Below are 13711 nucleotides of genomic sequence, written 5' to 3'. Positions count from 1 at the left end.
CGGAACTACCTGTTTTAATGAGAAAAATGCTTATTCCGGATGATTTTTTCTGTATCGGACGCGACGGATATTTGCATTACTAAATACCTGAACATTAAGAGAGACGATTCATAACTTATTATAAACCACCTCTATTTAATAATAATGAAATCCATTGCAATTATTGATAAACATCCGGTTGTAAGGGTTGGCATGCGGCACTTTGTGGATCAGTATTTTGAGTCGGACAAATTGATTGAGTCGGACAATCTTTCACAATATTTAAGAAACGAATCAGGCGCTGTCCCCGATCTATTTATTGTTGGAAATACCCTTGAATTGTTTAACTCTGTTTGCCAATCGATTGCCGAAATCAAAAAGATAAGCCATTCTTCTCAAATAATCATTTTTGATGAGAGCCCCGATCATATCAAGATCGTCAGGAGCTTCAAGGCTGGGGCGAAGGGGTACCTGACCAAGTTTTCAGACATGCAGGAGCTTTTCAAATGCGTGTCAAAGGTGCGGGAAGGGCGTATTTATATCTGTCATGATGCGCTGGGGCTTATTCTTCCCAGCTATGGCTCGGTAGCCGGCGGCCGCAGAAAGGACCGAACCTGGCTTTCCTCAACCGAGTATGATGTGGCCAATCTGCTGGTGATGGGCGACAGTATTCCCGTTATCGCAAAGAAAATGGGGAAGAAGAACGCGGCAGTCCAAAGTACTAAAACCCGGATATTTAAAAAGCTAAATATTACAGGAATGGCAGCTTTGAAAGAGTCGCTTCAAAAACACCTTGAGAGTCAAAACAGCCTCCTCCTTAACGATCGGTAAAAATGCATCCGTATTAACAGACAGAAAATACAATAACTAACCTATGTAATGATGAATACCAAACAATGTACCTTGCCCAGGCGGGGTGTTCTAAGAATCGCTTTGGCCTTACTGATGATTGGGTCGACTGCGGAATCCATTTTGGCGCAGACCGGCTATATTTATTTGCATTCAAAAGCTTTGAATGAAACCGGTAGCCCGGATATCAACATCACGGTGAGTGGGGGGAGCACACCCGTTCCCACTTTCACGTTAAATGATGACCCAACACAGAACAGTGTATCCCAGGATATCGGGGCATCTGAAAACGGCCGTCTTTGGGCTGCGACCAACTCGGGTGTATTATATTACCGTGACGCAAACAGCACCACATGGGTGCAAACCGGTATTACAGGTGTCGCTCGGGTTGACGGCGGCCCCGGTGGAACTTGCTATTTTATTGACAGTGCGGGTACAGTATATAGCTACGACGGCGTGAGCCCGGAGGTCCAGATATCGCTAACAGCCCAGTTCTCAAATAGTGCTGGATGGAATGATATCGGTAGCGGGTGGACAGGTACGCCGACTTCCAGTTTTGTAAATGGTCCGGCGGTGTATATTGTAAGGGATAATTCAGCCATATATAAATGGAGCGGCTCGGGTACAGCATGGAATATTTACGCAAACATCTCAGGCACCGCTCAATACAGGATAGATGTTAACCCGACCAACGGAAATGTCTATGTGGGCGGTAATGCCGGATCGGTAAGGACGATCCGCGAGATCACTCCCGCGGCCGCACCGGTTGTCAATAGTTTGGGCAGTCCTGTGTCGGACTATGCCGCATATAAAGACATCGCTGTGACCCAAAATGGTGAGGTGTACACTGTGGCAACCGATGTAGTAAACTCGCCGACGGGAGCATATGTTCACAAATTTCTGTCGGGCACCACTTGGAGTAAGGAAACAGGGTCGTTCGACGCATTCAAAATTACGGGCGGGCCATCTAATTTGCTATGGTCTACGATGGCCAGCGGAGGCTGGGGTGTTACGGGCAGCTGGGCCCCGTCGAGCGGCCCATATCCGTTCTATAACATTTTTACGCGTGCTTTTGACGGGACAAATCCCATCTATATTGATGATGAGAGGGTACGGACAACAATTGGAAACTCTCAGTTAATCCCTGTTGTGCCGGGTACTTATACCATATCAGAGTCCGCGATTGCAGGATGGGATTTGCAAAAAATCCTTATTTATGATCCGACTGCGAACTCTACTTCCAATCAGGCAACAGGTACTGCCACCGTCGATGTAGCAGCCGGTGAAGTAGTCCATGTTGTGTATCAAAATGGGGAGCTTAACCCATTTAATATGACCAGTGACTGTGCAAATGCTTATCTGGAAACGTTTGGAGTCGGTACTGCCGTAGGCACGGCAACGACAAGCGGCTCTTTTGGACTTCCAGTTGCGGGGCAGACCTCGTATCACTACCTGACTGGCAATGCTCCCGGCGAAGATGGTTACTACAAAATTGTAAACCGGGCAAACCCTGATTTTAACACGTGGTCGGGTGCCGCCGGGATTGTGGATCATACTCCCGGTGACGGAGATTTGGGCTACATGTACGCGGTAAATGCAGGCTTTGACAAAGGCGAATTTTTCCGCCGTCGTTTCACAGGGGTAATAGCGGGCGCCAATTACAGTTTTTCTGCATGGATCGTGAACCTGACAGCGGCGGCACAGGTAAACCCGAATGTCTCATTCACCGTTTTTGATCACAATACGCAAACGGTTTTAGGCACTTACAGTACCGGAGAACTGACAAATGATGCCGTGCCGGGAACATGGCAGAAATTTGGCTTCGATTTTACCGGTACTTCGTCGGATATCGATCTGGTGATTAGCAATAACGGGCTTGGAGGAAATGGCAACGACCTGGCCATCGACGACATCAGTTTTTCATTGTCCCCGCCGACACCAACTGTGGTACTGCAAAACAGCGATTGCGCCGGTGGGCTGGGCTTGATCACGATCACAGCTCCGATCGGCGCCTATGAATACAGTATCGATGGTACCAACTGGCAAGCGTCTCCCGTTTTCGCCAATGTGGCACCTGGAACTTACACGGCTTCGGTACGTTTTACGGGCACGGCTAACTGTACGAACAGCTCCACACAGGCAACCGTTCTGGCGGCTATTTGCGGAAACGTATTCCACGACGCCAACGGCTTGACAGACAATAGCGTTAACGGAACGGGTATCGGTCAGGTATCGGCCACGCAGCTCTATGTGAGCTTGTACAATGGCTCCACTTTGGTAAGCACTGTTCCGGTCGACGCCGATGGGACATATAGTTTCGCTGATGTAACACCTAACACGACTTATACGGCTGTATTGGGAACCAATCCGGCAGGAAACATCACATCGGTGTTCCAGGGAGGTGGTAGTAATGGCTGGATAGCAACCGGCGAGGATTGCTGCGATAATACCGGGGATGACGGAGCACCGGATGGGGGGATCGCCATCGTGGTCGGTAATTCCAATGTAAACAATGCCAACTTCGGCATCCAGCAATTGCCTGACAGCGACCCGAAATCCACTCAAATCTTCCAGCCCTACGCTGGTCAGCTAATCACGATGAACGGCGGCTCGAACCCTCCGGTGCTGTCCGGTTCAGATCCCGAAGATATGCCTGCGGGCGGGGTGCTCACGGGTAAGACAGTTACCATTACCACCGTGCCGACCAATTCGGAGCTGTACTATGATAATGTGCTGGTAACTTCGGGCCTTACGATCACGGGTTTCGATCCTTCGAAGTTGCAGGTCAAATTCACGGCTGCGACCTTAGGTGATACGATTACACAATTTGAATATGCCTATGCCGATCTCAGCGGTGCTGTAGACCCTACGCCAGCTGTCTACGAATTGAAGTGGGAGGACCCAATGCCGGTCACCTTGGTGAGTTTTGAAATAGCCAGGTCCGAATCTGCCGTGCTGATAAGCTGGGCTACAACCAGCGAGACAAACAGCTCCCATTTCGACATCGAGCGCAGCGTCGATGCGCGTCATTGGCAAGCGGTAGGCAAAGTGGCGGCGGCGGAATCCTCCAACAAACGGACCACCTACGAGTTCACCGATCGCCAGGCATCTTATGGGACGGTCTATTACCGCTTGAAGATGGTGGATTTGGATGAGACATTCGCGTATAGCCAAATCCGTTCGATGTCGATTGGCCATGTTAAACTAAATCTCTACCCGAATCCTGTGGGGCGCACGCTCCGGATCGACGACGTGAATGCGGCCAACATCCGAAAGGTCGTGGTTTACAGCAACAGCGGCGTGATGGTGTATTCGAAAGCCGGAGCCAATCCTTCGGAAATCGATTTGTCGGGCTTGCGGGCAGGGAGCTATGTGGTGACGCTGATCTACAACGACGGCAGCCAGGCCTCCCGGACGATTATTAAAAACTAATGGAGGGGAGCGCCGGGAAACATCGCCGGCGCTGCTTCCTTCCGCACACGGCAGGTAGCCCTGTATCATACTCATACATACATTGAAGCGGGCATCAGCGGTGCCCGTGCACCCATAAGCAATTGGAAGTTTGTTTTTTTAGTAACCCTTTACATGACGCGTTTATGGCTCAATTTTTCCCTCTCCCTTTCTACACAACGAAAGGACTAAGTTCAACCCGGCCCGATGGTAGTGACCGGCAATTCAAAGTTTTTTTTGGATTTTCAAACCTGAAACACTTCTTTCAACGACGCGCCAAGCTCGTGGGCGACCTGGCGTTTTACCTGGTTTTTTTCTGCATTACAAGCTACGGTCAATGCCCTTCGACGATCACGACCAGCGCACCCGTGGTAACGGCTGCCAGTTGCCCGTCGTCGGGCCAGATACTGATCCATTCGAGCGCTGAAACGGAGCCTTCCGCAACTTATCAGATTATCGCCGGCCCTGCCGCGGGCGGGTATCAGACCACCGCTCAAAGCTCCAATAATTTCACCGGCCTGCCAGCCGGCAACTATACGGTCCGGATTACCTGCGGCACGGTCACGGCCGATGTAACAGCGACTGTCGCCGATGAATATACCCCTTTGAACCTGACGCCCGCGGTCACCAATGTGTGTGCAACCAGCGGTGGCGGTAGCGGCGGCAGTGGCGGGGCAGGGGGAGATCCGGGGGGACGCATGAGCGCCACCACCAACGCGGGAGCGATCATTACGGCAACCGCAACGGGTGGCAAAGCGCCGCTTTCCTATGCGTTCCTGTTATCGAACAACGCTGCCGAGCCGGATGCCAATTTTACTTATAGCAGCTCCAATACGTTCACCGCACCGTCTTTTGGTGTTTACCAGGTGCGCGTGAAGGATGCGTGCAATAATTTTGTGACCCAGTCAGTGGATGTGCAGCCTGTTTATCCGGCGGCAAAGCTGAAATTCGGGTATTACAATTACCAATGTGCTCAAACGCAGATTCTTTGGAATACACTGGTTCGGGAGGCGGATGGTACGCAAATAGATCCAAGCGGGGCAGGTTATCAGTTGGAGATGTGGTATATGGCAGCCGGGGCTAATTGTGAAGTACCCGCAACGGCGGCCGATCAGACCATTATCATCAACAGTTCCAGCGACTTGCAGACGCTCAATTTGCCAACCACCGTTCAGGCCGTCCTGATCCGCACAACCTCGGTGTGCGGCGAAGTGACGATCGAATGCTTGCCCATCGGGACACCTGTGCTGTCCTCTTTCGGGAATGTGCATATCGGATGCGCCCCGACGGACGATGTCAATCTGGCACTGGATATTTACGGCGGCACCTGGCCTTACGATGTCACGGTCGAAGGGTTTGATGTGGCAGGTAACCCTGTTGCAGGGGCAAGCACGACGTTTGTTTTCGATGTTGGAACGCTGGTCACGGTGGCGCCTGCCCATCATTATACGTATGTGGTGACCGATGCGTGCGGACGTACCATCACACGGACAATTTACACGCCTACACCTGCGGATGCGCCACACGTAACGTGGTACACCGCGCGCCTGGACTGCGCGAATACGGCCGGTACGGTAAACGTTATCGTGGAAGTGAATGGCTATATCCCCAATCAGGATTATTCCAATATCAAGCTGGTGAATGCCACAACCAATGCATTCGTGGCCAATTCGGCCGGCTACGAGTTTCACAATGGCGCTATTTACTTCAACAACATTCCTCCGGGTGATTATAAGGTGGTCTTCTCGAATTCGTCATGCCCACCGTCTGAGTCGCCTTTTACGATACCAGCCGACTCCGAAGTATTAGTTTTTGCCCTGGACGGCAGTACAACCCAGCTCTGCGGTGGTGCTGGCACAATTACTGCGGTGCTGAATTTCAACGGCGACCAGAAGGTAAGCTTCCAGCTTTTGCAGGGTACCACGGTGATCGCCTCCAACGCATCGGGAAGCTTTACCAACCTCGCGCCGGGGACTTATACTTTGAAGGCGATCGTGGATATGTCGTCTTGCGGCAAGCCTAACATGGAAGCGACCAAGGACCTGACCATCCAGCCGGAAGGTTCTGATCCCGTCGTGGTGAAAAAACTGGGCATCAACTGTACTGCCAGCGCAGCAACAGGCATAGCGGTATTTGAATTCTCCGGCTTCGGGCCTTTTTTGCTGGAAATGAAGAAAGTGACCGAAACCACCTACACGGTCATCGGTAGTGCAGTCCCTAATAACTATACGGCGGAAGGTTTGGCGGCCGATACGGATTACGACGTGAGGATTACCGACCAGTGCGGCAAGACCTCCGTCACGCAGGTGTCTGTCAAACCGCTGGTAGCAGTGTATGTGACCAATTCTGCGCAGCCCTGCCTTGACCAGCCTTATACGTTAAGTGCCGAAGAAATCACCAACGCCAGCTACTCGTGGACCTTCAATGGCGGCCCGGTAATCGCGACATCAAAGGACATCGTTTTTGGCTCTTACGTCGCGGCTAACAATGGCACTTATCAGTGCACGATCACGCTAGGGGATTGTATCACCAAAATCGTAACGGTCAACCTGAACAGTGTCAATTGCAGCCAGCCGCTGGCCAAATCGGGATTGGGCGACTATGTGTGGAACGATACCAACCAGAATGGTATTCAGGATGCGGCAGAATCCGGAGTGAGCGGGATCACCGTAACCTTGTACGGCGCCGACGGCACCAGTGTGCTGGCTACGACGTCCACCGATGCCAACGGCTATTACAGCTTTCCCAACCTGACCGCCGGTTCTTATGTAGTTGGTTTTAGCAGCCTGCCATCGGGCTATCTGTTTTCTTCTGTTGTAGGCACCGTAAATGATGCAAACAATAGTGACGCGGATGTTTCGAACGGAAAAACGCCGGTTATTGCACTGGCAGACAACGAATTCAATATGAACATCGATGCCGGCATTTATTACTCGCTGCCTGTGACGCTCATCAGCTTCGAGGCTAAGGCGCTGGATCACGGTGCTTTGCTGACCTGGTCTACGGCCACTGAGACCAATAGCGATCGTTTCGAGATCGAGCGGAGCGCCAATGGCAAGGCCTGGACGGAGGTAGGCGCCGTGCGCTCACATGGAGAGAGCACTACTATCAAAGCGTATGATTTTACTGATCCCGCTCCGTTAAGCGGTGATAGCTTTTACCGCTTGCGCATGATTGATTCCGACTTGACATTCTCATACAGCCGTATCCGGCATGTTTTTTACGGGGCCACCCAGCTTGTGACGGTTTACCCGAACCCGGTGTCGGATATGCTGTATGTGAAGGGCATTGACCTGGAAAAGGTTAAGGAGTTATCCGTGTTGAATGCCAGCGGCGAGCGGATTTTTAGATCAGCGCATGTTACTGCGCAAGGAATCGATGTCAGTCACCTACATGCCGGCCTTTATACAGTTACGGTAAAAGGGGTGGATGGCAAGGTGAGGGCATTCAAGGTAATGGTTTCAAAATAGCATGATCAGCATTTGGCTAACAGATCGCCTGGCTACGCGATCTGTTAGCCAAACCCCGGGATTACAATCAATTTTTCACACAAATACCAATCAAACATGGGTCTTCTATCATTTATTAAAGGAGTAGGGCAGAAAGTGTTCAACAAACCGGAAGCGACTGTACCGGTGCATGAGGTCGAACCCCTTCGCGCCAGCGCGCTGCTCGCGCACGTAAAATCACTGGGGCTCGCTTACAACAACCTGGCAGTAAAAGTGTCTGCGGACACCGTAATACTGGAAGGCGAAGTAGCCAGGCAGGAGGATGCCGAGAAAATCGCACTCGCAGTTGGTAACGTAGAAGGTGTTGGCCTCGTCGATAGCCGCCTTAAAGTGACTACTCCTGCTCCGGCAGCAACGTATCATACTGTTGAATCCGGCGACACGCTGTCTAAAATCGCGCTAAAAGTCTACGGCGACATGCACAAGTATCCACTGATATTTGAAGCCAACCAACCAATGCTTTCCGATCCGGATAAAATTTACCCCGGGCAGGTCTTACGTATTCCGGCCTTGTAAAGGATTTCGGAAAACCATCGGAGGCATTGCAAAAAAACTTCCGATGGTTTAATCAAATGTAAATCTCGGTATCCATGGACATCTATTTAGCCAACAGCATGAGGAGGGAGCAGTTAACCCACCAGCTGGTTCAAATGGCCGCACGCGATCTGGACGTTCGCGAAAAATTGCAAACTGCAGACAAACTATCGCCTGGCTATAATCCGGTCATGGAGGCTGTTCATCGACAAAATGCAAATCAGCTCCGTGAGATCATCGCAGAAATTGGCTGGCCGACCCGCTCAAAAGTTGGGGAGCAAGCCAGTGACGCGGCCTGGCTGATTGTCCAGCATTCAATTGCAGAACCCGCTTTCATGAAAGGGTGCTACACGTTGATGCAACTGGTTTGCTCCGACATTAACCCGGCAAACCTGGCCTGTCTTCACGACCGAATCTGCTATTTCTCGGGGCATCCTCAGCGCTACGGCACCCAATATGAAGGTGAATATCTCTATCCGCTGGAAGACGCTACCACGGTTAATACGCTCAGGGCGGGTTTGCAGCTACCGCCTATCCTTGCCGATAAGATCAATGCTGTCAGCGAATTTGACATTAATGCGACAAAGCGGGATTTGCACACGGACCCCACATTTAACGAATGGCGGAAAACGGTTGGCTGGATTTAGCCGTATAAAGTCAATTTCAACTATAAACGCGCAAATCGCTGCTCAAATGTTGGAAAAGCGCTCATCATCTATTTTAAATCTATTAGTGAAAACTATCCTGTATTTAATCATCAGCCTGTTGCTGATTATGTGTTACATCGAGCGGCAAAAGTCCAAGGAACCTGTTCCGGCAGGACGCACTGCCAGTAATGGGGGCATTAACAAAGGTATCGGGCCGGATAAAGCTCGACCGGCGCAGCAGAAAATGCCGACCACGGTACACCAGTTTAACTTCAATACGCTACAAATATGGATCTCGAAATTTTAAAGGCCCAGGTATGGGCGTTGGCAACGGCATATGGGGGCAAAATTGCGTTGGCAATAGTGGCCTTCATAATCGGAAGGGCGATCATTGGCAAAGTGGGCACGTTACTAAGCAACTTTATGGAAAAACGAAAGGTCGACAAGGACGTTCAACCTTTTCTGAATTCAATGGTGGTGGTTTTGTTGAATGTCATGCTCCTCCTGTCGATTGCAGGCATCGTTGGAATCGAGACGTCGTCTTTTGTTGCTGTACTAGGTGCCGCGGGTTTGGCTGTTGGCCTGGCTCTGCAAGGCAGTCTGGCCAATTTTGCGGGTGGGGTGCTTATTTTGATTTTTAAACCTTACCGCGTTGGCGATTTGATCAGCGCGCAGGGCTTCACAGGGACTGTTGAGGGTGTACAAATATTCAATACGGTCTTGGTAACGCCCGACAATAAGACTATTGTCCTGCCAAACGGCTCACTTTCAACTTCTCCCATCACCAATATTTCCGGCAAAGGTGAGATCAGGGTTGACATGGTCTTTGCTGCCGGCAGTCAGAATGGTGTTGACAAGATCAGGGAGGCGCTGGACATTGTTGTAAAAACCTGTCCCTTTGCTCTGAAAGACAGACAACACGATATTTTGGTTACGAGGCTTACAGAAAATGCCATCTTTTTTGACGTGCGTGTCTGGACTTGCAGTCATACCTATTGGGATACCTATTACTTTGTACATGAGGGAGTAAGCCGACAATTCGTAATGGACAGCGTCCAGCCACCAAAACCCGCCGAGCTTGGGGTCGCCTTACGGCAACTTTAAATGTACCCCTATTCTTATTTAGAAAAACGCTCTTTTTCAGTACTAATGTACACTACTCCCATGACAAATCTTTTAATTTCAATCCTGATCGGTGCCTTTGCTGGCTGGCTGGCAGACAAACTCTTTACTCGCTTTTCATTGTCATCATGGCTGCAGTTAATTCTGGGGATCGTGGGTGGCTTTGTAGGCGGCTGGCTGCTGGGCGATGACCTGCAAACCGTTCTTAAACTGCCATCCCTTGTTTCGCGCGTGCTTACCTCATTTATAGGGGCTGCTATCGTGCTGGGAATTGCTGCATTGATCAGACGGAAGGACGTCTCGTAAGCCGGTGCGGCCCAAAGGAGAGGGCTGTGCCCCATTCAAGGTAAGGTTGAGTAACTTATATAGTGTTTCATCCTCCCGATATTTCGGGAGGAATTGATTAGCATTCGGTAAATAAAGACGACTAATTGATGGCATTAAGTTTTTTAAACGAAAAAGCGCCCTCTGAGGCGCTTTAAACAACAGTACAAATAGACACAGGATATTTCCCTAGGTCTTCTTGGTACCTAAGGGGCCACACCTTTGTTGCGCGCTATTTATCTATTGAAGTTTATCCCCAGTCTGGCATTCAGCAAAGGAAGATAAGGCGCTCGAAAAATCAGTTGTTTATGAAATGCCGAATTGCACGTTTGTCCATTTCGCCGGGACGAAAGCGGGGATAGCTGATAGTAGCGCTTATAATAACCGGCCTTACCCTCGGGTTTCAATCCGTAAGGGCAGGGGCAGCTAATCCGATCGACAATTTAAGGGATGATTACTCCAAAATCCTTAAACGTCGTTGGTGGATGTACTTACAGTTAAAATCTCACTTCAGAACCGTGGCGGTGTTGATCATTATGTTTACGATTCGTGTTCAGTTAACCTTAAACGGCTGTCGATCCGTTCAAGGTTAACTGGAAACAGGGGTGTTATCGGGTAATGGCTTGGTTTTTGCGAATTACCCAATGCATATCAAGAGCAAACGAAGTATTGAATACTTAGACGCTATAAGCCATCGCAATAGACTTCGATACTTTCAAAGCCCATCGATCCACCTTCCTGACCGGGAGCATTTGGCAGGATACTTTTGAAAAATACATATTGTGTCAAAACAGGGTCGAATTTAAACTGAAAGTCCAAATTTTTGTTATTGACGTAATGGTTCATCAATACCGTGTCACTTCCGTTTTCATCGGTCGAGCAGTAGATTTCAAACTCCGTTGCATAGTTATACGGTGTGAACCTGAAAGCTATTCTGTTTATTTTATTAAGGGAAAGCAAATTAACCCGAACGGTATTTGCATAGACTCCGCCGGCAATCGCATAGGAATTGGGGTTGCCATCTGTTGCATTAATCGCATACCGAATGTATTGCGACGGGATTAATTGACTTCCACCAATTCCACTGAGAAAACGCACTGGTTTACCCAATGCCAGATCATACTTTCTTTCGTCTGACACTACTCGATATTTCAAATTTACAATCTGACCAACTGTATCCATTTTGTTATTGTGATCTAATGGAAATGGATAAAAGTCGCCGAGAGGACTTAGATTAAACGCCTGGATAATGCGTAAGTCTCGCGTGTACGGAATATCTGTGAAGGTATTGGCGTAATATTTCTTGCGGTCTGCATCGGGAATACCTTTTTCGTTGGAAAGTTCCTGAATAGCAATTATATATGTCATTCCCGCTTCTAGCCTGATCTCGGCAACGTCAGTGAAATAGTAATCCCCTGTTGAAGAAATGTCTGGCAACAGATTACCGGAATAGACAGGGTATTCGTCAAAGTACCGCTTGACGATAACGTTTCGCGTTACGTTTGTGCCCACCGATCTACGTCCGATTCCTGTGATGATAATCGGCGCGCTGCCAACCGTAAATTGCATGCCGCGGTAGAAGCGACTGTTGTCGACAGTTTTGTATAGATTTGTTACTTCCTGATAGGATAATGTGTCGTTCGGTTTTTCTCCAAGCAATAAATTTACTGGTCCGCTTGTCGAATAGCCTTCGATCACTAGCTGCTTCATGAACCCGAGACTTTTGCCTGTCTGCAAAGTTCTCACTTTAATGATGGTGTTTCGGGTAATGGGTATCGGATTCAGGTAAACATTTGAGGAGTTCTCGTCAGGATCGGTCCCGTCCAATGTGTAGAATATCCTAGCCGGCAAGCTCGTCGTAATTGTAACAGTATTGTTCAAAAGGGAAATCTGCGGGTCCTCACTAAATGCTTTGTTTGTAGTTACATAGTTACCAATAGCCGACATTATTGGTTGAAACCGAGGGTCTAGCAGCAGTCCATCGCACCGAACGGGTAAACCCATAGATACAGTAGCACCGGCCTTCCAATTTAGCCCGATGTTTTCGTTGACAGAGACAGGGTCTTTAATAGGATCTTCATGTGTCGTCGCGCCCCAACCCCATGAGCGGGTGACTTTGTTAGAGACATAGATTGCCATTTTCTTTTTTGACATCAATGGTGTAGCTTGCTCAGAGCTCATAATCGCGTTTGTCGAAGAGTCTAGCGTACTTTCATAAATGACAAAATCGGCGTAAGGATACAGCACTTGGGTACCCCCAAATTTTAACTCTGTGTTGAAGCTACCACGAACGCCCGGATTGACTCCGAAGATAAAAAAGGGGTTATGATGTCGAATTACCGGTATGACTTTGTCATAGTACAACCATCCTGGATTGATTGGCGGATTTCCATAAATGTCCGATGCTCCGCCGATGTCCATCCATAGACCGTCAATTTTCTTATTTACAACAAGTTCGGTAATGTAGCCAAGGTTAGGTGTTCCCCAGTTCCCGTTGGAATCCGCGTCAGTCCATGAAAATTTTACTGGATCAGTGCACCCTTGAGTGCCATCAACGCATGCCGGATTTCCACGATAGTCGGGACAAAAATAGCTGATTACCTTTAGGTTACGAGCATGGAATGCCGCGACAATTTCATCGACGAAGTCGCGATTTTCCGTATGAAGCTGATATCTTGTTGGAGTAGTTGATATCCAGTTGCGATAACTATCTTGCCATATTGCGGAGAATTCGATAAAACCGGCGCCCCAAGCTTCCATCTGTTGGGCCCAGTTTGCTGCGTTTAATTGCGTCACACGGCCTTCGAATTGTTGCGTTCCCGTTCCGTTTAATGGCGGGTCACGCGGTGGGCTATTCTGGATGGCAGGATGAGTAAATCTTCCCCAGTGAGTGGTAACCCCAAATCGGGCGTCCCGCAGCCACCGGGAGCGTTCCGGATAAACCTTAAATTTGAAACGTTTTGTATCATAATCTGCTCCCGATGTTGCGCGTAGCGTAAACTCGAAAAGCCCTTCTTTGGTGGGCGTACCAGAGAGCTGACCATTTTGTAATAGCGATAGTCCCGGAGGTAAAACACTGTTCGTATTTGGTTCAACTTCCCATTGATATGTTGTGCCTCCTGCTGCTTTAAATTGGAAGTATGGTTTGCTAGTTTGCGCAATGGTTGCGTTAGAAACCCAATCTGTCCAGGTTTCATAGGGCAGGTTGTCTACAAATGCAGGATATATAGCGGTTGCTTTATTTAAGAAATAGTCGTCCTCGGTTTCACACGAGGTTGTTGTGATTGTAACTGCCAT

9 protein-coding genes are annotated in these 13711 nt (G+C 49.3%); 8 read left to right on the top strand and 1 reads right to left on the bottom strand.

The genetic code is table 11. The annotated features are described in order from the left end of the window. The first annotated feature begins 144 nt into the window (after positions 1-144). From IEY24_RS11890 to IEY24_RS11855, 8 genes are all read left to right on the top strand, one after another. Complete coding sequence (locus IEY24_RS11890) at positions 145-810, top strand: DNA-binding response regulator (protein WP_188931947.1); 666 nt, start codon at positions 145-147, stop codon at positions 808-810. 48 nt (positions 811-858) lie between these two features. Further along, positions 859-4260, top strand: coding sequence for a T9SS type A sorting domain-containing protein (locus IEY24_RS11885; RefSeq protein ID WP_229222027.1), 3402 nt, complete (start codon positions 859-861; stop codon positions 4258-4260). 164 nt (positions 4261-4424) lie between these two features. Continuing rightward, entirely contained in the window at positions 4425-7748 is a 3324-nt protein-coding gene (locus IEY24_RS11880) for an SdrD B-like domain-containing protein (protein WP_188931944.1), read from the top strand. A 96-nt stretch (positions 7749-7844) separates the two neighbouring features. Next, a complete protein-coding gene (gene lysM / locus IEY24_RS11875; RefSeq protein WP_188931941.1) occupies positions 7845-8303 on the top strand; it encodes a peptidoglycan-binding protein LysM in 459 nt (152 codons plus the stop codon). 74 nt (positions 8304-8377) lie between these two features. Beyond that, the gene (locus IEY24_RS11870; protein WP_188931939.1) at positions 8378-8968 is read left to right on the top strand and encodes a DUF6624 domain-containing protein; all 591 of its coding nucleotides are present in this window, start codon (positions 8378-8380) and stop codon (positions 8966-8968) included. A 46-nt stretch (positions 8969-9014) separates the two neighbouring features. Beyond that, a complete protein-coding gene (locus tag IEY24_RS11865) occupies positions 9015-9275 on the top strand; it encodes a hypothetical protein (protein ID WP_188931937.1) in 261 nt (86 codons plus the stop codon). Then, positions 9257-10072 carry a mechanosensitive ion channel family protein gene (locus IEY24_RS11860; RefSeq protein WP_188931935.1) on the top strand — a complete coding sequence of 272 codons (816 nt, stop codon included), beginning with the start codon at positions 9257-9259 and terminating at the stop codon, positions 10070-10072. The genes IEY24_RS11865 and IEY24_RS11860 overlap by 19 nt, the downstream gene beginning before the upstream one ends. 60 nt (positions 10073-10132) lie before the next feature. Then, entirely contained in the window at positions 10133-10396 is a 264-nt protein-coding gene (locus IEY24_RS11855) for a GlsB/YeaQ/YmgE family stress response membrane protein (protein WP_188931927.1), read from the top strand. A 702-nt stretch (positions 10397-11098) separates the two neighbouring features. On the opposite strand, the gene IEY24_RS11850 is transcribed toward IEY24_RS11855, so the two are convergent. Continuing rightward, positions 11099-13711 (bottom strand): chitobiase/beta-hexosaminidase C-terminal domain-containing protein, encoded by a 2613-nt coding sequence (locus tag IEY24_RS11850; protein WP_188931925.1) that lies wholly within the window; start codon positions 13709-13711, stop codon positions 11099-11101.

Origin of the sequence: Dyadobacter endophyticus (assembly GCF_014641595.1) — a bacterium.
Taxonomy (GTDB): domain Bacteria; phylum Bacteroidota; class Bacteroidia; order Cytophagales; family Spirosomataceae; genus Dyadobacter; species Dyadobacter endophyticus.
Note: the sequence above shows the minus strand (reverse complement) of the source record. Positions and strands in the feature narration are given on the sequence as shown.

What these genes read in the sequence shown, in the direction of transcription:
- IEY24_RS11880 (WP_188931944.1), top strand. Translation starts at nt 4,425, where the DNA reads ATGGCTCAATTTTTCCCTCTCCCTTTCTACACAACGAAAGGACTAAGT.
- IEY24_RS11865 (WP_188931937.1), top strand. Translation starts at nt 9,015, where the DNA reads ATGTTGGAAAAGCGCTCATCATCTATTTTAAATCTATTAGTGAAAACT.
- IEY24_RS11890 (WP_188931947.1), top strand. Translation starts at nt 145, where the DNA reads ATGAAATCCATTGCAATTATTGATAAACATCCGGTTGTAAGGGTTGGC.
- IEY24_RS11850 (WP_188931925.1), bottom strand. Translation starts at nt 13,711, where the DNA reads ATGGCAGTTACAATCACAACAACCTCGTGTGAAACCGAGGACGACTAT.
- lysM (WP_188931941.1), top strand. Translation starts at nt 7,845, where the DNA reads ATGGGTCTTCTATCATTTATTAAAGGAGTAGGGCAGAAAGTGTTCAAC.
- IEY24_RS11860 (WP_188931935.1), top strand. Translation starts at nt 9,257, where the DNA reads ATGGATCTCGAAATTTTAAAGGCCCAGGTATGGGCGTTGGCAACGGCA.
- IEY24_RS11870 (WP_188931939.1), top strand. Translation starts at nt 8,378, where the DNA reads ATGGACATCTATTTAGCCAACAGCATGAGGAGGGAGCAGTTAACCCAC.
- IEY24_RS11855 (WP_188931927.1), top strand. Translation starts at nt 10,133, where the DNA reads ATGACAAATCTTTTAATTTCAATCCTGATCGGTGCCTTTGCTGGCTGG.
- IEY24_RS11885 (WP_229222027.1), top strand. Translation starts at nt 859, where the DNA reads ATGATGAATACCAAACAATGTACCTTGCCCAGGCGGGGTGTTCTAAGA.